A 17,521-nucleotide genomic window follows, 5' to 3' on the forward strand; every position below is an offset into this window, starting at 1 on the left:
ACGAAAATTAGTTTGCCAGCTCACTCAGGAGCCAGTACAGCTTTAGCAAGTCGAAAGCGAGCAGGTTTGGATGTTGCGAAAGCAACTGGCGCTTCAGGGCCGGAGCCGCCGCGCCCAGCGCTCGCCGTGCCACCCGGGCCGCACCCATTCGCCGCAGCCGCAGGGCCGTTTGCAGCAGTCGGGAATCGGTCCCAACCCCGCTTTCGCGGTATACGCGGGCCAGATTACGCACGGCCTGCTCACTCTTGGCTAGGAAAGCCAAGGCTGGCTCCAGCCCGTCATGCATCACGGGGTTGTCGAGGTGAAGGATGGGGATGCCCGCTGCCGCCAGCTCTGCGCCAAATTTGGTGTCTTCGTGGCCATACCCTTGCAGACTTTCATCGAGCGGAAACCGCCGGAAAACGTCGGCCCGAACCAAGGCATTGTTAATCGTAAGCTGGGCGTAGGGCGCCGCCTGGCGCACGGCCGCGGGCCGGGCCTCGCGCTCGTGGCCGTAGCGCCAGCGCAGGAGCAGGGACGGGTCGGCGGGCGGTACTGCTTCGTAGCTGGTGCCCCCGATGAGGAGGTGAGCTTGGTTGCAGGCTGCTGCGTAGCGTGCCAGAAAGTGCGTATCGGGTAGTTGGCTGTCGTTGTCGAGCAGCAGCAGCCACTGGTGTTGCGCCGCGTTGGCCAATTGATTGCGGATGGAGGCGCGACCTACGTTGTGCGGCAACTCATGGTAGCGCACACCGGGTAGCGAAGCCAGCGAGCGGTTTAACGAACGGAATTCTTTAGCCGAACCATCATCAAACAGGAGAATTTCTACCGGGCCCGGCCAGTCGGGCAGCTGTGCAAGCAGGGCCGTAACCAATTCGCTCACCTCCCGCTGATACACGGGGATGAGCACCGATAGCCCGGCTTCGGTACCCGGCAACATTAGCCCGGAAGCGTGGTGCGCGCCGAATCCAGCAGCTCACCATCCTTGCAGGTAAGCACGCGGTGCGGGTATTGCTCAATCAGCTGGAAGTTGTGTGTGGCCATAAGAATGGCCGTGCCGGCGTTGTTAATCTCGCCAAACAGCTGCATGATGCTGGCCGAAACGTCGGGGTCGAGGTTGCCGGTGGGTTCGTCGGCCAGCATCAGCACCGGCTCATTCAGCATGGCGCGGGCGATGACGACGCGCTGCTGTTCGCCACCCGAGAGGCGGTGCGGCATGCGGTTGGCGGCCCCGCTCAGGCCCACGCGCACCAACACGTCCGAAATGCGCTGCTGCTTTTGCGACTTGCCTTTCCAACCCGTGGCGTTCAGAACAAACATGAGGTTCTCGGCCACTGTGCGGTCGCCGAGCAGCTGGAAGTCCTGGAACACAATGCCCAGCTTGCGGCGCAGAAACGGCACCTTGCTGGCCGACAGCTTCGGCAGCGAGTAACCCGCTACGGTGCCCATGCCGCTTTGCAGCGGCAGGTCGGCGTACAGGGTTTTCAGGAGCGACGACTTGCCTGAGCCGGTGCGACCCACTAGGTAGGCAAAGGCACCCTTCTCTATTGTAAACGACACGCCCTGCAGCACGGCCTGCTGCTCCTGCATTATCGTAGCATCCTGCAGCTCAATTACATTCTCAGTCATACGATTACAAACTCAGTGCCTGCAATTTGCCAAAAGCCAAGCCCGAAATCACCGCGGCCAGCTCATTTTCCTTGCCTTCGAGGCCGTAGCGGTGCAGGTCCTTCAGCGGCCGGTCGGCCCGGAAGTAGGCGATGAGCACGAAGGCCTCGTCCCGCAGCTGGATGTAGTCCGGAATTTTGGCCTTGCCTTTTACTTTGATGATGTACATGGGGCGTAGGGACTGAGAAATTGAATTGCTTAGCGGGCTTGCTTCGACAAAGGAATAAACCGTTTCCCAGTCCCCGACTCCCCAAGTAACAGATTAAGCGTTGACTTTCTTGTGGTCGGCCAGGAAGGTAGCCAGGCCCTTGTCGGTCAGGGGGTGGCTGAGCAGGCCGTTGATAACGCTGAGCGGGCAGGTCACCACGTCGGCCCCGATTTCGGCGCACTGAATGAGGTGCGGTACGTGGCGCACCGAAGCGGCCAATACTTCGGTCGGGTAGCCGTAGTTACTGAAAATCTGCACAATCTGTTCTACCAGTTGCAGGCCATCGGCGCCGATGTCGTCGAGGCGGCCCACGAAAGGCGACACGTAGGTAGCACCGGCTTTGGCCGCCAGCAGGGCCTGGCCAGCGGTGAAAATCAGGGTACAGTTGGTTTTGATGCCCTTGTCGGCGAAGTACTTGATGGCTTTCACGCCGTCCTTAATCATGGGCACTTTCACCACGATGTTGGGGTGCAGGTCGGCCAGGGCCTCGCCCTCGCGCACCATGCCGTCGAAATCGGTGGCAATCACTTCGGCCGAAACGTCGCCGTCGACCAACTCGCAAATCTGGCGGTAGTGGGCCATCACGGCATCAAGGCCTTTGATGCCTTCCTTGGCCATGAGCGAGGGGTTGGTGGTTACGCCGTCGAGGACGCCCAGCTCCACGGCTTCGCGGATTTCGGCCAGGTTGGCGGTGTCGATGAAGAATTTCATGCTTTTTAATGAGGAATGAGGAATGAAGAATGAGGAATGACTGAGCAAAGTGGACGATGCCAGCGTCCATTCTTCATTCCTCATTCTTCATTCCTCACTGAAAAAGAATCGGCCCCAAAGCTACTCATTGGCCCGCCAAAATTGCGGAATAGAGCAGCATCGGGGCCGATGCGAAAGGACAAAAAAAGCAAGCCAAAATCGCACCGCTACAACCACTTACCCTTGCTACCTTCCGGTCCTGGGGGAGTTCAGCAGGAGCTGGTCGTTCTGACTTGCCGATGCAAAGGTAATCACGGATTCGTCGAACTCAGCACGGAGTTGTCGGATTTTATGGCCTGGTTTCGGGGTGGGGCACCAGCTCCTTAGGTAAGGGGCTGATTTCTTTGGAAATGGAACCGGCTCACGACTTTCCAAAAAGTGACCAGACGATTAGGGGGCGTTCACTAAATCGAACAAATCTGCCTTTAACCCTACTAATCCGTCATTATCCGGGAGTAGCTTTGCGGCATGGAACGACTTATCATCCTTGATTTCGGCTCGCAGTACACGCAATTGATAGCCCGGCGCATCCGCGAATTGCACGTGTTCTGCGAAATTCACCCCTACACTCACGCCCCGAACCTCGTCCTTAGCGATGATATTCGGGGCGTTATTCTTTCCGGCTCGCCGTGCTCGGTGCGTGAGGAAGGTGCGCCCAACCCCGACCTGAGCCACATTCTGGGCAAGGTTCCGGTGCTGGGGGTGTGCTACGGCGCGCAGCTGCTGGCGCAGCAGGGCGGGGGCGAGGTCACACCCGCTACCATCCGCGAGTATGGTCGGGCGCGGCTGTCGTCGCTCGATACGGCTTCGCCGCTGCTGGCCAACATGCACCTCGAGTCGCAGGTCTGGATGTCGCACGGCGACACCATTCAGCGCCTGCCTGCTGGGTACGACATCATTGCCAGCACACCTGAAGTGGTGATAGCTGCCTTCAAAATCGAGGGCCAGGATACCTACGGCATCCAGTTTCACCCCGAGGTGACGCACTCGGCCGAGGGCAAGCAACTGCTGCGCAACTTCGTAGTCGATATATGCCGGTGCGCCCAAACCTGGACGCCCGACCACTTCGTGGATTCGGCCGTGACCGCGCTGCAAAACACCATTGGCCCCGACGACCAGGTGATTCTGGGCCTCTCGGGCGGCGTGGACAGCAGCGTGGCGGCCCTGTTGCTGCACCGCGCCATCGGCCCGCGCCTGCACGGCATTTTTGTAGATAACGGCCTCTTGCGCCAGGATGAGTTTGCCACCGTGCTCAAGGCCTACGAAGGCCTGGGCCTGAACGTGACCGGCGTGAATGCCGCGCCCGAATTCTACGCCGCACTGGCCGGCATCAGCGACCCAGAGGGCAAGCGCAAGGCCATTGGCCGCACGTTTATCGAGGTGTTCGACCGCGAGGCGCAAAAGGTGCAGGGCGCGCGCTGGCTCGCCCAGGGTACCATATATCCCGATGTGATTGAGTCGGTGTCGGTGCACGGCTCGTCGGTGACCATCAAAAGCCACCACAACGTGGGCGGCCTGCCCGAGAAAATGAACCTGAAAATTGTGGAGCCGCTGCGGATGCTCTTCAAAGACGAAGTGCGCGAGGTGGGTGCGGCGCTGGAGTTGCCGGCTGATATCCTCAACCGCCACCCATTCCCCGGCCCCGGCCTGGGCATCCGCATCCTGGGCGACATCACGCCCGAGAAAGTGGACCTGCTGCAGCGTGCCGACGGCGTATTCATCAACCTGCTGAAACAGCACGGACTGTATGAGCACGTGTGGCAGGCGGGCGCCATGCTGCTGCCCGTGCAAAGCGTGGGCGTAATGGGCGACGAGCGCACCTACGAGCGGGTGGTGGCCCTACGCGCCGTAACCAGCGTGGATGGTATGACGGCCGACTGGGCACATTTGCCCTACGATTTCCTGGCCGAGGTGAGCAACAAGATTATCAACCAAGTGCGGGGAATTAACCGCGTGGTGTATGATATTTCGAGTAAGCCGCCGGCGACGATTGAGTGGGAGTAAATTAGCGTTTTGTAGTAGCGCAAATAACAGAAAGTCGCTACGGGTTACCGTAGCGACTTTCTGTTATAAAAGTCAATGAAATTATTCCTGTTTCTGCTGTCCTATTGGGAATTTTACGTGTTTGAAATCCCGTACATGATGGCTGCTGTCTGGATTTATCGCACTCTTAGCCGAAAGCAGTACAGAAATGTCTGGACGCAACTTGTAACGGGAGCGTTATTCTGGATTGTTTTCTTTTTGGGCTTTATAGCAGTAGCATTTGGTGCAGAAATTCTCATTATGCTGCGTCACGCAGAAAACATCTAGCATTTGAAAAGGAGCTTTTGATTTAGCCAAAATTATTTAGGTACAATGCGCTTTAGTATTATCCAACACATGCCCCACGAAGGGCCGGGCCACGCGGCTGACTGGCTGGTCGCGCACGGCCATTCGCTCACTTTTACGAAGCTGTTCGATCCCAATCCGCAGTTTCCGGCGCTGGCCGATTTTGACGGGTTGCTGATTTTGGGCGGGGCCATGAGCGTGCACGACGAAGAAAACCTACCGTGGCTGCGCGAGGAAAAAACTTTCATCCGTGAGGTGCTGCGGGCGGGCAAGATTACGCTGGCCATTTGCCTGGGCGCGCAGCTGGTGGCTGAGGCCTTGGGCGGCGAGGTGCGACCCAACCACGCGCCGGAAATCGGGTTCTGGACGGTGCGGTTTTCGGGCAAGTCGCTGGAGCATCCGCTGCTGCGCGGGTGGCCCGAGAAGGCCGCTGTGCTGCACTGGCACCTCGACACGTTTACGATGCCGCCGGGAGCCATGCGGGTGGGCATGTCGGCGGGCTGCGCGACGCAGGGCTTTGTGTGGGGCGATGGCGTAATTGGCCTGCAGTTTCACCCCGAAATGACGGTGCCCATGGTTGAGCAGCTAATGGCCGACGAAAACCACGAGCAGGCCGAGGTGCAGGAATTCGTGCAGACCGCGGAGCAGATTCGCGCCAAGCTGAAATCGGTGTGGAAGGGGCGCAAGCTGCTGGAGACCCTACTGGAGAACCTGGTGGCATTGCATCATGCCGAGGCAACTGCTTAACGTTTTACGGCACGTACGCACGGGCCGCATTATTTCTTCAGTTCCAGCAACGCCTGGGCATTGTAGGCATAGCGGATGGAGTCGTGCTGCTGGTATCGACTAACGTTTTGCATGAACACATGCACGGTGATGCGCCCCGCGGTGCGGTGCAGCGTGAGCGCCTCGGTGGGCAAATCCTGCGTGCGGCCGCTGGGAATACGGGCTAAGGAGTCGGCCACGGCCCCCGGGAAAAGCGTAAGCTGGGGTTGCCAGCTACCGTCGGCTCGGAGCTGCTCAAGCAGCAGTTGGCGGGCGTGGGCTTGCGTGCGGAACCGGAAATTGCCCTCCTGAAGGTTGGCCTCTGCTAGTACTTTAGAAGCTTGCGGGTTATAAGCATTCACCCCGATTTCGTTGAACCAGTACTGGCCATTGCCTAACGTTCGGGTACTGCTACTTCGAGCCAAAAACGATATCGAACTTTCATCCTCCATCATATCGCTGTTGCTGTTTGTGCGTTTCAGGCTGCTCAGGGTGAATAGACGGTCGGCCTGCCACAAAGAGCGGGCATAACGTGTTGATAAAGAAATGGTATTGGTGAGCGAATCGGGGAGGGCCACATTGGCGGCAAACAAAGGCTGTAGGTGCTGGGCCACGTAGCGGTCAGCGAAAAATTCGAAGATGGACGTGATGCGCACCCGGGCTTCCAGCGGCAGGTTTGGTACGCGCTGGCCCGCGTCGTCGAGGTGCCCGGCGCTGAGCAGGCGGTATTGGCGGCTCAGGGCTACCAGCTGGTTGAACTGGCTGCGCTCGGCCACCGCAAAAGCGCCCCACGGCCCGCCTGCCGCCAGAAACGCTACCACCGCCAGCGAGGCTGGTATCCAGATAATGCCCTGCCCGCTGTGCCGTAAGAAATAGACCGCCATGCCAAACAGCCAGGCGGCTAGCACTAGCACGAAATACCGTTCTTCGGTGATGCCGTAGCTGCTAATGCGGGTGCTGATAGCCACCGCCAGCAAGGCAAGCAGGGGAAACAATGCCCGGTAAAACCAGCGGGCGAAGGTGCGAATCCAGGCGTTTTCGGCGGTTTGGCGGATGGGGTGAATGAGCAGCAGGGCGAAAATGCCCGCTACGGATAGCGCCAATACCAGCGTCGACACCCAGCCCTGGGGCAGTTTCATGGCCAGTAGAATGCGGGCCAGGTAGGCGTAGAGAATGGCCAGGTAGAGCACTACCAACGGCAGCAGCACGAACTGCGTGAAGAGCTTGAGGCCTTTCGGATAAGCCGCCTCTTCCTCTAGTGCCGCGAAATCGTGGGGCACCCCAGCCAGGAAAAACCAGGTGTTGAACACTGTGCCCAGCAAGAGCAGCAAGTCGAGGTAAACGTGATGGCCGAGGTTGACGTCGAACAGCTTTTCGACAGCCAGCAGGGCCAGGGCGCACCCTGCATACAGGACTCCCGAGTACAGCATGGCGCTGAGAATGCGCAGAAACAAGGTTTCGTTGTAGCGCCAGAATCCGGGCGTGTCGGCTTTGCGGCGCAACTCCGCCAAATAGGGGCCAGCGGCCACCATCAGGTGCAGCCCAAGCAGCAACAGCAGCAGCCGAATGCCCCAGACGCTGTCGGGCCTCGGCGGGGCCAGCAGGGCCCAGGTTACCAGCAATACAACAGCCCCTATTTGCGTGGCCCAGCGCAGGGAGCTCGGCCAGCGGTAGCGCTCGGCCGCCAGCGAAAGGGCCAACGTGAGCGACAATCCCATCCCCGCCGCCGACAGCACCGGGAACGTCCAGGTGAGTTGTTCGGCTCGCTCAGCATCTAAGTGGATGACGAACATGCCCACGCCGCCCAGTACAAAACTGCACAGTAGCGTCAGCGGGAAACGTCGCAACACGCGCTCTGCTTCGTCGGCAATGCGTTGCAGGGAGGGGAATATCATGGCGATGCAGAAGAAGGCAGCAGAGTGGAAAGGTTGGGCGCAGCAATAACCGCCTTCGAAAAGTCGAAGTGACGGCTACAGTATCAGGAATATGATGGGAAGGGGTATCAAAAGCCCTTCGGCAACTCAATCCCCTTAATCGTCTTGTACAAGCTCAGCGCGTTCTGGTCGGTCATGCCGGCCACGTAGTCGGTGAGCAGCAGAATCTGCTCGTAGGCCGACGCACCGGCTTGCGGGCCAATAGCGCGAAACTGGTTGGGCAGCAGGTCGAGCAGCTTGCGGGAGCGGTGGTTGCTTTTGGAGTCGAAGATGGCGCAGAGGAAAGCATCGAGCAGGCCGCCCAGCACTTCAAAGCCGGCAGCTTCAATTTCCAGCACCGGGCGCGAGCGGTAGAGCTTATCGACACTCAGCCGCTGGATTTCTTCCAGAAATTGGTAGCCGGTTAGCTCCTTCACCAGCGAAGCATCGTAGGTGCCGGCCAGAATGGCGGGCGCGTGCTCGGCAAAGCGGGTAGCTGTTTCATCCACCAGCTGCCCGATGAGGGTGGCGCGCAGGTAGCCCAGCTCTTCCTGCCAGTCGCGCCACTGCAGGCCGCTGCCGCCGCTGGCTTTGGGGCGGGCATTGGGCGCGGCAGCGCGCAGGTCGCGCATGAGCTGCAGGCCGCGCTCGTTATCGATGAGGCCGAGTTTGAGGCCGTCTTCAAAGTCGATGATGCGGTAGCAGATGTCGTCGGCGGCTTCGACCAGAAACGCCAGAGGGTGGCGGTGATAGAAGCCGGCCGCGGCATCCTTGGGGCGCAAGCCCAACTCTTCGGCTACCCGCTTAAAGCGCGCATTCTCGGTCTGGAAATGGCCGTATTTCTTCTCACTGGCCCCACGCTGCTTTTTCGATTCGTCGATAACGGACGGGCGCGGATACTTGGTGAAGGCGCCCAGCGTGGCATACGTGAGCCCCAGCCCGCCCGAACCGCTGCTGAGTGCCGGGTAAGTATGGGTGAGAATGCGGAAGCCGGCAGCGTTGCCCTCGAAGTGCTGCAGGTCGGCCTGCTCGGCGGCGCTAAGGCCGGTGATGAACCGCTCGGCCGCCCGGCTGGCGAAGTAAGCCGAAACGGCATCTTCGCCGGAATGGCCAAACGGCGGGTTGCCGATGTCGTGGGCCAGGCAGGCGGCCGCCACAATATCGCCGCAGTCCTGGGCGAAATCGGGCATTTCCTGGGCCAGGTTTGGGTCGGCTTCCAGCACCCGGCGGGCCGACAGGCGGCCCAGCGAGCGGCCCACGCAGGCGGTTTCGAGGGAGTGCGTGAGGCGGGTGTGCACGAAGTCGGTTTCGGGCAGCGGCATCACCTGGGTTTTGCGCTGAAGGCGACGGAACGCGGAAGAGAAAACCACCCGGTCGTAATCGGCCAGGTAGGGCGAGCGGCCCGGGGCGGGCATTTCGGCTGGGCGGTCGGGGTAGCGGCGCTGCGAAAGCAGGGAAGGCCAGGTTGTTTCGGGTGCGGAGGGCATGCGTCAAAGCTAGAAGAAGGCGCAAAGCAAACCACTGGCTGCTACTAAGCAGTTAGTTGCTGCCTATACATCCGCAGTAACTTCGCGGGCATCAGTACCTGGGAGTTGAACACCGTTTTACCTAATCTGCCAAAGATGAAAGCTCGCTTGCCGCTTACAATTTTATTCGTGTTGTTTAGTATTGTTCTTAAAGCTCAAACAATTAAGCTGTTTCATGAGAATAAAAGCGGTGGGTTCGTGCTGTATGCTAATAACAGTGCCTTGCACCCGGTGTCTATTGCCCTGAATCTGGAATCATCAAATTTGTCCTTTTCGGGCGGAGGGAAAAGAATATTCGTTATCCCGCCGGGTAGTAATAAGTTTAAAATAGGGGAGCTAAGTGTAATGGACGCTTCTAGTCGATACACTTTTAATTATAAGTTTATCTCAACGATGGGAGATGTCACCATCACCACGTATGATAAGTCAATTCTATATGACTTGCCTTTTCAAAAAGGGCAAAAATTCCTGCTTCACCAAGGATATAATGGGCCGTTTTCACATCAGGACGAAAAAGCTTTAGATTTTACGATGCCCGAGGGGACGGAAATAGTGGCCGCCCGGGAGGGTGTGGTGGTGCAAATTGAGAAAAATAACACGGAGTCCTGCCCTCGGGAGGAGTGCAGTAAATTCAATAATTACATCATCATAATGCACTCCGATGGCAGTTTCGCCCGGTATGCGCACATCCGGTACAACGGCACTTCTCTTAGCGTGGGGGGGACGGTAAAAAAGGGCGATATAATTGCCTACAGTGGTAATGTTGGTTGGTCGAGTGGCCCCCACTTACACTTCGTGTGTTTTCTGCCTGGTTTTGGGAAGGGCAATTCGCTGGAGACCAAATTTAGAGTAGATGAAGGCGGTAATGCAGTTTTATTGCAGCCCGGTAATTTCTATTCAAAGGCCTATTAAGACCGATAAAAAACGAGGGCATGCAATTGCGGCAACCGAGTAACTACAGGGAATCTACTTGTTCACTCCCTCATCCAGCAGCTTAAAGGGGTTCAGCTTTTCGAAGTGAATCTGGAACCGAATGGCGTCGGTGAAATCCTGGCGGCTTTCGGGGGTCCCGCTCTGGAATTGGGAGCCGGCTACCGGGATGTAGAGCTGCAGGATTTCGCCGAAGAATGGTACAGTCAGGCCGGCGTCGTAGAACAGGCGCTGGCCCTGGGGGCGGCCCGCTAGGTACTGCGTGTTGCCAGTAGCGCCGAAGTCGGCAAATACGGCCAGCCTGGTAATGGGCAGGTCGGCCTGCAGGTTGAGGGTGCTGAGCCAGGAGTTGCTCGCGACGGGAATAAAGGCCTTGAACGCACCGTCGCGGCCGTCGGTCTGGTGCACCTGGGCCGCCAATGCGGGCGAAATCTGCTGGCGGTCGAAGAAGGGCGTTTGGCGGCGGTAGTCGGGGCTGCCGCTCAGGCCCAGCACGAAATCGGACTGCGCTGCATCCTCCAGAAACCGGCCGCCAAACAGGCGCACCTGCAGCCGCTTGGTGCGCGAGTAGTAACGCAGGTAGCGTGCCTCGGCGCGCAGCAGCACGGGGGCATTGGTGCTGTTGGTGGCAGCCTGCAGCTGGTTTAGCTCGACGTGGCCGCTCCAGTGGTTGAGGGCATCCTTGTGGTGTGCGCCGTACTCGACGGAATAAATGCTGCTGGTGCGGTCGCGGTCCTGGTCGTGCACGGAAGTGAGCGCCACGCTGGCCTGCTGCTGCACCGCTGCACCCGGGCGGTGCGGCAGGTAGAAGGTGAAGGCCGGCTCCAGCTTGAGGTAGCGCTCGAAGCGCTGCACCGTGAAGCTCGTGACGAAGCGGCGGGCCCTGGAATGCGGCAGGACGTTGAGTTGAATGCGCCCGATGCCGTTCAGCTCGTTGCGGTTGAAGCTGTACATGGGCATTGCCAGGTATTGCAGCGGCCGGGGCGCGAGCGGGTCGTTGTAGAAGGCCGCGCCCAGCATGAACTTATCGGAGGTATTGGCCCCCAGCACCGGCAGCCAGCTCACGGTTTTCTTGTCCCAGCGCTCCACGCTCAGCAGCGGGCGCAGGCGCAGCGGCTCAGTGTTCGCCAAAGGCCCTTCGAGCTTCAGGCGGTCGTTGCGGCGGTTGAGCTGGGGCGTGAGGTAGCCGGCATCGACCACCAGCGCAACCACGTTGGCGCGCTTGAAGTTGAGCTGGCTGGTGGCTTCTTCCTCGGCGCTGGCGTCGGTGTTGCCAAAGGGCGCGGTCCAGAGGGTTTCGAGCACGTTGCCCTGGGCGTCGAGGCTGCTCACAGGCACGGCCCAGGGCACTTCGGAGTCGGTGCGCACCAGCACCTTCACCACGTCGTTGAAGATGGCTACGGCGCTCAGGTCGGCGTCGTAGTGGTGGGTGCCGGCCAGCATGTCGCCGAAAAACCAGCCCAGCTTCTGGCCCGTGCTTTCCTCGAATACCGCCTGCATGTCCTCGGGGTAGGGGTGCCGAAACTGCCAGCGCGTGTAGTACAGGCGCATGGCGTCGTCGAACTTGTCCTGGCCCAGGTAGCCGGCCAGGTAGCGCAGCAGCGAAGCCGTTTTGAAGTACACCCCGCCGTTGTAGTTAAGCTGCGTGAAAGCGGCCGACGAAGGGCCCTGCACGGGCTGGTCGGCTCCGTGGCTGGCCAGCACCTGGTAGGGCAGCAGGTTGAAGGCCGACGCCGGCAGGCCGTCCACCCCCACCAGCTTCAGCGCGCGGGGCGAAGTCGTGATTTCGGGCAGTAGGCCGGCCATTGGGTTGCTCAGGGCCTCGGTGCGCACGTGCTCGTAGGTGTTCACGCCCTCGTCCATCCACGGAAAATCCCGCTCGTTCGAGCCCAGAATACCGTAGAACCAGTTGTGGCCCACCTCGTGCACGATGGCCCCGGGCTCGGTTACGGTCACCATCGGATACTCCATGCCGCTGCCGGCGGTCAGAGCACCGTCCACGGCCGTCACGGCCGAGTAGGGGTACTCGCCCACCCAGCGCGAGTAGCTGCGCAGGGCGGTGTTCACTTCCTCCAGGCCCTGAATCCAGCGCACGGGGTTGCGGTTGGTGAAGAGCACCATCGTCTGCACGGTGCGGCCCGAGGGCAGGCGCACGGTATCCTGCAGCACGTTGAAGCGCTTGTCGGCAAACCAGGCGAAGTCGTGCACGCGGTTTTGCACGTAGCGCAGGGTTTTGGTGGTGGGGGCTGAGGCCGGGAATTTCCGGTCATTGCCAAAAGCTTCAGCCGTTTTCTTGACGGCCGTGGCGGTGGCCAGCTCGGCCAGGCGGGCGCGCTCGTCGGGGTTTTGCAGCTCACCGGTGGCGCCCACAATGTAGTTGCTGGGCAGGGTGATGCTCACATCAAACGAGCCGTACTCCGAATAAAACTCGCCCTGGCTGAGGTAGGGAATGGGGTGCCAGCCGCGCCGGTCGAGCACGGCCGGCTTCGGAAACCACTGACTTACTTGGTAGCTCTGGCCCACGTGCCCCATGCGCGAATACGAGCCTGGCAGCTTCACCCGAAACGGCGTGGCGATGGTGGCCGCCGCACCCGGAGCCAGCGGCTGCGGCAGCAGCAGCTTGGCGATGTCGGGGTTTTCGGGGTCGTATTCCAGCTTGGCCGCCTGCCCGTTCACCACAAAGCTCAGGCTGTCGATAAAACCGCGCTGCTGGGGACTTGCAAATAAAAAGTTGCGGTTGCCGTGGCGTTGCTGCTCACGGCCAAACGCCGTATGGTTGTCGCGGTAGGCATTAGGCCACAGATGGAACCAGATAAACGGCAGCGCCTGCGGCGAATTATTGGTATAAGTCAGCTCCTCGTGCCCGCGCAAAACATGGGCTTTGTCATCGAGCCGCACATCAATCGAATACTTCACTTCCTGCTGGAAGTAAGGGCCGGCAGCAACTTTTGCGGTGGGCTTGGCTTTGGGCTTGGGGCGGCGCTGGGCTAGCGTCAGGCCGGGCAGTAGGGCCAGCAGGCCAATGAGTAGGGGTTTGTTCATGAAGCAAGGTGGCCGGCAGGGGTAGGGCCGCTAGCCGCCGCGAAGCTACGGCGCCGGGGCGAACGAGTACTTCGTCCTAAACTCCATACTCGGTTTGTGGCAGCTGAACCTTTAGTATTAACTGGACGATAATAACAACCGTAGCATACCTGCTAACCCTCGTTTAAAAGCAATTGCCGCACCCAAGCTGGTATGGCAACCACGCCTTTGCTACTCACACTAACTGCCAGAAAAGCAAATGAAAAGCAACCTCGATAGATTTATTGAAGCGCAGGCCGGCAGTTACCAGTCTGCCCTCTCCGAAATGAAAAATGGCCGCAAGCGCAGCCATTGGATGTGGTACATCTTCCCGCAAATCCAGGGCCTGGGCCTGAGCGAAACCGCCAGATTCTACGCCATCCAGGATTTGCAAGAAGCCGAAGAATACGCCCGGCATCCGGTTCTAGGGAGTCGTTTGGTTGCTATCAGCACGGCACTGCTGGGGGTGAAATCGAACGATGCCAACGCCGTCATGGGTAGCCCCGACGACTTGAAGTTAAAATCGTCGATGACTTTGTTCGCGGCTATGCCCGGGGCGGACCCGGTATTTCAGGCAGTGCTGGAAAAATTCTTCAATGGGGCCAAAGACGAAAAGACCCTGCGCATTATTGGCCAATCTCGTTGAAAAGCCTGCTGAGCCTGCGCCTCGGAAACCAGGCTATTCTTCCTGCGCCTGGCCCAGCACCCGCACCGTGCCATATCCCAGCAGCAGAAACAGCCCGAAAAGCAGTGTCACGCCCCAGGTGCCCGGAAACGAGAACGGGTGCAGCACCCGGTTCATAATGTCGAAAAACAGCGTGAGCGGGTTGGTGAGGATGTTCCAAGAGTTGAAGCGCAGGTAGCGGCCCAAGTAAATGCCGAAGCCGCTGAGCAGCAGCGCCACTGCCGCAAACACCCAGCCCGGCCATAAGCCCAGCCGCTGCTGCACCAGCCGTTGCATGTCGGAGAGCGAGGCATAGGCCAGCATCAGGCCGTTCCAGGCGCAGCTCACGATGAGTAACAAATCGTACCAAAGCGGCACGCCCGGCCGAGCTTCGAGGTGGAAAAAGTCGGTGAGAATGTAGGGCGCGTTGGGAAAAAACAGCAGCCACGCCGCCCCGGCCGGCACCAATATGCGCGCCCGCAGCGGCCCCCGCGCCGCCGCCAGCATCGTGCTGATGGCAAACGGAATGAGGGCTAGCAGCAGATTCCAAATCATGAAAACAAAAAAGTAGCGCCCCGACAATACCACCCGACCCAGCACGAGCAGCACGCTAAGAGCGACAGAAGCCGCTAGCACGAACGTAAGTGCCAGCCGGGCGCGGCTAAACAATTGAGTGGAGAGACTGGCAGTAGGCATGATACTAAGTTAGGGACCGACGAACCCGGTATCGACGGGCTGCCGACGGGTTGGGTTGCGCAGCCCCCACAATTGCTGCAAGGATGGCGCGCATCTTTGGCCACGGTCTGGCCCAAGTAACGCGGCCGGGGCAGACGCATTCCTCGCTTAGTCGAGGCCAGCTGCGTAACGGGTCTGAGCCTGCGTCTGGGCGAATTTGGCTTGCAGCTCGGCCAGCTTCTGGCGGGCCGCCAGCAGGCTGGCTTCGCGGGAGTTGAGCAGGAAAATGGTGCTTTCCCCGGCGTCGAAGCGGATTTGCTCGCCGTTGCGCAGGCGCTGGTAGTTGGCGGTGGCCTGCAGCTGCAGGCGCAGCTGCTCGGCGAGGGCCTGAGCGTCGTTGGCGCTGGTTTGCAGGGCGTTGGCCACCTGGCGCTGGTCGTAGTCGAGCTGCCAGCCAGCCTCGCGCAGCTTCAGCAGGTTGAGCTGGCGCTTGGCGCGCTCGGCGCGTAGCAGCAGCGGCTGGGCAAAGCTCAGGCCCAGCTTGTAGTTGTTGGCCGAGTAGCCGCCCTGCCAGGGTTGGGGACTGCCCTCGAAGGCAAAGGGCCGGCCCGGCAGCAGCAGGTTGTAATCAACCGTCAGCTTAGGCAGCAGCTTGTTGAGCAGCAGGCGACTTTCGAGGCTGAGTTGGGCTTGCTTGGCGCGGGTTTTGGCGAGGTCGGGATGCTGCTGCTGGGCCCGCTCGGCCAGGGCGGCCAGCGAGTCGGGCGCCGGGGCCCGCCAAGCGGTGGGCCCCGGCAGCGGCTGGGGGCCGGCGCCTGGCGGCAGCTCGCGCGGGCGCCCTTCGGCGTCCCAGAGGTAGCTGGAAGCCACCAAAGCGGCGTTTTGCCACTGCACGCGGCCCGCCACGCGCTGGGCCTGGCGGTTTTGCAGCTCACTCAGGGCCTCCACCGAGTCGAGGGCGGCCAAGTCGCCGGCCAGCACCCGCTGCCGGATACCCGCGAAGCGCACGCCGGCCACTTGCTCGTTGCGCACCAGCAGGCGCAGGCGCTCGGTGGCCAGGGCCCATTCCCAGTAGTCCTTGCTGGCGCTCAGGCGCAGCTTGTTGCGCACGGCGCGGCGCTCGGCGTCGGCCAGGCCCACCAAGGCCCGGGCCACGCGCACGGCCGTCCGCCGCTCGTCAATGAGCAGGCCCTGGGCCAGCGGCACGCTCAGGCCTACGTAGCTCAAGCCTCCGATGGCGGTATACTCCTGCGGGTTCACGTAGGGGCCGGTGCCCCGGTCCCAGCCGGCCTTCACATCGGCCCCAAACCAGGTCGGAATGCGCAGGGCCGTTTCCCAGTCGTGGTAGTAGTCGCTGCCCTTCAGGGTTTTGCCGTAGTATTTGCCGGTTAGGGCGGGGTCGAAAGCACCGCGGGCCTGGCGGATTTCCTGCTCGGCGCGGGTGGGCTGCTGGGCCGCCTGCCGGGCCACGGGGTGGTACTGGTCTACCAGGCGCAGAAACTCGGCGTGGCTGATAACCACCGAATCGGCCTGCGGAGCCTGGGAGCAGCCGGTCCGAGGCAGCAGCAGCGCCAGCAGCAGGCCCAGGAACCAGGGCAGCGGCTTATTCTTCGACAGCATCGGCGGGGGCTTTTTTGGTTGATTTCTTGGCTGCTCCGGCCGGATAAGCACTGGCATCGCCCACGTAGTCGGGCGGGAAGCCATTGATTTGCCGCCACAGCTCGTACCACACGGGCACGTCGTCGAGCAGGGCCCAGCCATACACCCCCGAGCCCACGCGCAGGGGCGCCGGCCAGGGTTCGGTGCCGGGCTCGTGCGTCACCAGAATGCGGTACTGGCCCTGCGAGTCGATGTTGTCAATCACCTGCACCACCCCGCCAAAGGTGCCGAAGCTGCTGCCCGGCCAGCCCGTGAACACCAGCGCCGGCCAGCCATCGAACTGCAGCCGCACCCGGCGGCCCACCCGCAGCAGCGGCACATCCATGGGCTTCACGTAGAGCTCGGCGGCCAGGCGCGGGTTGGCGGGCATCAGGGTTATCAGGTCTTCACCTTCCTTCACAATCTCGCCCTGGCCTTCCTTTAGGGCGCGCACCACGTAGCCCGTTTGCGGGGCTGTGATGAAGTAGTAGCCGGCCCGGATGCTGAGGTTGGCCAGCTCGTTGCGCATCTTGGCAATCTGGCCTTCGGTGTCGAACTGGTAGCCGGTGGCCGAGCGCCGGTCGCTCTCGCTCTTAGCCAGCTTGTCGCCGTATTCGGCATCCAGCGACAGCAGCTCGATGCGGGCCGAAGCCGAATCCTGGCGCGAGGCCCCCAGCTTGTTCTGCACGGCCTGCAGCTTGGCGGTGCTTTCCTGAAACTTGAGGCGGCGCTGCTCCAGTTCGGTTAGGCTTTTGAGGCCCTGCTGGTAAAGGAATTCCTGCCGCTCCTGCTGGCGCTCGGCAATGGCAAAGTCGGCGCGGGCCGCCACCAGCTCGGCGCGGTCGGAGCGCACCTTCAGGTCGGCCTGGCGCACCTTGTTGCGGGCTTTGGCCAGGCTGGCCTGCAGGGCTTGGCGCAGGGCGGTTTGCTGGCTGCCCAGGGCTTGGGTTTTGGCTGTGTTTTCGCGCAGGCCGCCCATTTTGGCTTCGAGCTGCTCGCGGGTGCGGGCCAGCAGCTGCGGGTCGAAATACTTTTCTTTGATTTCGACGATTTCAGCCAGCGTGTCGCCTTTCTGCACCAGCTGGCCCTCCTGCACGCGCCAGGCTTTGATGCGCCCGCCAATGGTACTGGGCACGGTCTGGGGCCGGTCCTGCGGGCGCAGGGTGGTCAGCTTGCCCGTCGAGCGGATGTTCTGCGTCCAGGGCAGGAAGCCGGCCAGCAGCACGAGCAGCCCCAGGGCGCCGGCCCAGCGGGCCAGGGTGCGGCCGGCACGCGGCGTGCGCACCCGCGCAAACGCCGTGAAGCGATGGGCATCGGGGTGGGTTTCGGGGTTGGGATGTTCGGCAAAAGGCATCAGCTATCAATTATTGCGAGCAGTCGGTTAGCGGTAATTTTTGGTAACGGTCGGGCACTCGTGGTT

At 61.0% G+C, this 17,521-nt stretch carries 15 protein-coding genes and 1 other RNA gene; 5 read left to right on the forward strand and 11 right to left on the reverse strand.

Annotation, left to right across the window (positions count from 1 at the left end):
* Positions 1 to 7: 7 nt before the first annotated feature.
* From ABD837_RS00475 to ffs, 5 genes are all read right to left on the reverse strand, one after another.
* Positions 8 to 916 carry a glycosyltransferase family 2 protein gene (locus ABD837_RS00475; RefSeq protein ID WP_345049041.1) on the reverse strand — a complete coding sequence of 303 codons (909 nt, stop codon included), beginning with the start codon at positions 914 to 916 and terminating at the stop codon, positions 8 to 10.
* Positions 916 to 1,605, reverse strand: a complete 690-nt coding sequence (locus ABD837_RS00480) for a cell division ATP-binding protein FtsE (RefSeq protein WP_345049043.1) — start codon at positions 1,603 to 1,605, stop codon at positions 916 to 918. Before ABD837_RS00480 ends, ABD837_RS00475 begins: the two co-directional genes overlap by 1 nt.
* Positions 1,606 to 1,609: 4 nt before the next feature.
* Positions 1,610 to 1,813 (reverse strand): fructose-6-phosphate aldolase, encoded by a 204-nt coding sequence (locus ABD837_RS00485; RefSeq protein WP_345049044.1) that lies wholly within the window; start codon positions 1,811 to 1,813, stop codon positions 1,610 to 1,612.
* Between the two features lie 93 nt (positions 1,814 to 1,906).
* Positions 1,907 to 2,563 (reverse strand): fructose-6-phosphate aldolase, encoded by a 657-nt coding sequence (fsa, locus tag ABD837_RS00490; RefSeq protein ID WP_345049045.1) that lies wholly within the window; start codon positions 2,561 to 2,563, stop codon positions 1,907 to 1,909.
* A 181-nt stretch (positions 2,564 to 2,744) separates the two neighbouring features.
* Positions 2,745 to 2,842: signal recognition particle sRNA small type (gene ffs, locus ABD837_RS00495), an RNA gene on the reverse strand.
* 228 nt (positions 2,843 to 3,070) lie between these two features.
* On the opposite strand from ffs, the gene guaA reads away from it, so the two are divergent.
* From guaA to ABD837_RS00510, 3 genes are all read left to right on the forward strand, one after another.
* Positions 3,071 to 4,606 (forward strand): glutamine-hydrolyzing GMP synthase, encoded by a 1,536-nt coding sequence (gene guaA / locus ABD837_RS00500; RefSeq protein WP_345049047.1) that lies wholly within the window; start codon positions 3,071 to 3,073, stop codon positions 4,604 to 4,606.
* A 75-nt stretch (positions 4,607 to 4,681) separates the two neighbouring features.
* Positions 4,682 to 4,912 (forward strand): hypothetical protein, encoded by a 231-nt coding sequence (locus ABD837_RS00505; protein WP_345049049.1) that lies wholly within the window; start codon positions 4,682 to 4,684, stop codon positions 4,910 to 4,912.
* A 69-nt stretch (positions 4,913 to 4,981) separates the two neighbouring features.
* Positions 4,982 to 5,677 carry a type 1 glutamine amidotransferase gene (locus tag ABD837_RS00510; RefSeq protein ID WP_345049052.1) on the forward strand — a complete coding sequence of 232 codons (696 nt, stop codon included), beginning with the start codon at positions 4,982 to 4,984 and terminating at the stop codon, positions 5,675 to 5,677.
* Positions 5,678 to 5,706: 29 nt separating this feature from the next.
* Here the strand turns inward: ABD837_RS00510 and ABD837_RS00515 are convergent, their stop codons facing one another.
* Entirely contained in the window at positions 5,707 to 7,590 is a 1,884-nt protein-coding gene (locus ABD837_RS00515; protein ID WP_345049053.1) for a DUF4153 domain-containing protein, read from the reverse strand.
* A gap of 107 nt (positions 7,591 to 7,697) precedes the next feature.
* Complete coding sequence (dgt, locus tag ABD837_RS00520; protein WP_345049055.1) at positions 7,698 to 9,095, reverse strand: dGTP triphosphohydrolase; 1,398 nt, start codon at positions 9,093 to 9,095, stop codon at positions 7,698 to 7,700.
* Between the two features lie 135 nt (positions 9,096 to 9,230).
* Between dgt and ABD837_RS00525 the strand changes: the two genes are divergently transcribed.
* Positions 9,231 to 10,046 carry a M23 family metallopeptidase gene (locus ABD837_RS00525; RefSeq protein ID WP_345049058.1) on the forward strand — a complete coding sequence of 272 codons (816 nt, stop codon included), beginning with the start codon at positions 9,231 to 9,233 and terminating at the stop codon, positions 10,044 to 10,046.
* A 54-nt stretch (positions 10,047 to 10,100) separates the two neighbouring features.
* Here ABD837_RS00525 and ABD837_RS00530 read toward each other — a convergent pair whose 3' ends face one another.
* Entirely contained in the window at positions 10,101 to 13,106 is a 3,006-nt protein-coding gene (locus tag ABD837_RS00530) for a M1 family metallopeptidase (protein WP_345049060.1), read from the reverse strand.
* Between the two features lie 238 nt (positions 13,107 to 13,344).
* On the opposite strand from ABD837_RS00530, the gene ABD837_RS00535 reads away from it, so the two are divergent.
* Positions 13,345 to 13,770 carry a DUF1810 domain-containing protein gene (locus ABD837_RS00535; protein ID WP_345049062.1) on the forward strand — a complete coding sequence of 142 codons (426 nt, stop codon included), beginning with the start codon at positions 13,345 to 13,347 and terminating at the stop codon, positions 13,768 to 13,770.
* A gap of 33 nt (positions 13,771 to 13,803) precedes the next feature.
* Here the strand turns inward: ABD837_RS00535 and ABD837_RS00540 are convergent, their stop codons facing one another.
* From ABD837_RS00540 to ABD837_RS00550, 3 genes are all read right to left on the reverse strand, one after another.
* The gene (locus tag ABD837_RS00540) at positions 13,804 to 14,484 is read right to left on the reverse strand and encodes a DUF1361 domain-containing protein (RefSeq protein WP_345049064.1); all 681 of its coding nucleotides are present in this window, start codon (positions 14,482 to 14,484) and stop codon (positions 13,804 to 13,806) included.
* Positions 14,485 to 14,631: 147 nt separating this feature from the next.
* A complete protein-coding gene (locus ABD837_RS00545; protein ID WP_345049066.1) occupies positions 14,632 to 16,083 on the reverse strand; it encodes a TolC family protein in 1,452 nt (483 codons plus the stop codon).
* Positions 16,067 to 17,455, reverse strand: coding sequence for an HlyD family secretion protein (locus ABD837_RS00550; protein WP_345049068.1), 1,389 nt, complete (start codon positions 17,453 to 17,455; stop codon positions 16,067 to 16,069). The genes ABD837_RS00545 and ABD837_RS00550 overlap by 17 nt, the downstream gene beginning before the upstream one ends.
* Positions 17,456 to 17,521: the final 66 nt, after the last annotated feature.

The sequence above is a fragment of the Hymenobacter glaciei genome (assembly GCF_039539585.1).
GTDB classification, from domain to species: domain Bacteria; phylum Bacteroidota; class Bacteroidia; order Cytophagales; family Hymenobacteraceae; genus Hymenobacter; species Hymenobacter glaciei.

Excerpts from the sequence above, each read along its gene's own strand:
- ABD837_RS00475 (WP_345049041.1), bottom strand. The coding sequence starts at position 916 with ATGTTGCCGGGTACCGAAGCCGGGCTATCGGTGCTCATCCCCGTGTAT.
- ABD837_RS00480 (WP_345049043.1), bottom strand. The coding sequence starts at position 1,605 with ATGACTGAGAATGTAATTGAGCTGCAGGATGCTACGATAATGCAGGAG.
- ABD837_RS00485 (WP_345049044.1), bottom strand. The coding sequence starts at position 1,813 with ATGTACATCATCAAAGTAAAAGGCAAGGCCAAAATTCCGGACTACATC.
- fsa (WP_345049045.1), bottom strand. The coding sequence starts at position 2,563 with ATGAAATTCTTCATCGACACCGCCAACCTGGCCGAAATCCGCGAAGCC.
- guaA (WP_345049047.1), top strand. The coding sequence starts at position 3,071 with ATGGAACGACTTATCATCCTTGATTTCGGCTCGCAGTACACGCAATTG.
- ABD837_RS00505 (WP_345049049.1), top strand. The coding sequence starts at position 4,682 with ATGAAATTATTCCTGTTTCTGCTGTCCTATTGGGAATTTTACGTGTTT.
- ABD837_RS00510 (WP_345049052.1), top strand. The coding sequence starts at position 4,982 with ATGCCCCACGAAGGGCCGGGCCACGCGGCTGACTGGCTGGTCGCGCAC.
- ABD837_RS00515 (WP_345049053.1), bottom strand. The coding sequence starts at position 7,590 with ATGATATTCCCCTCCCTGCAACGCATTGCCGACGAAGCAGAGCGCGTG.
- dgt (WP_345049055.1), bottom strand. The coding sequence starts at position 9,095 with ATGCCCTCCGCACCCGAAACAACCTGGCCTTCCCTGCTTTCGCAGCGC.
- ABD837_RS00525 (WP_345049058.1), top strand. The coding sequence starts at position 9,231 with ATGAAAGCTCGCTTGCCGCTTACAATTTTATTCGTGTTGTTTAGTATT.
- ABD837_RS00530 (WP_345049060.1), bottom strand. The coding sequence starts at position 13,106 with ATGAACAAACCCCTACTCATTGGCCTGCTGGCCCTACTGCCCGGCCTG.
- ABD837_RS00535 (WP_345049062.1), top strand. The coding sequence starts at position 13,345 with ATGAAAAGCAACCTCGATAGATTTATTGAAGCGCAGGCCGGCAGTTAC.
- ABD837_RS00540 (WP_345049064.1), bottom strand. The coding sequence starts at position 14,484 with ATGCCTACTGCCAGTCTCTCCACTCAATTGTTTAGCCGCGCCCGGCTG.
- ABD837_RS00545 (WP_345049066.1), bottom strand. The coding sequence starts at position 16,083 with ATGCTGTCGAAGAATAAGCCGCTGCCCTGGTTCCTGGGCCTGCTGCTG.
- ABD837_RS00550 (WP_345049068.1), bottom strand. The coding sequence starts at position 17,455 with ATGCCTTTTGCCGAACATCCCAACCCCGAAACCCACCCCGATGCCCAT.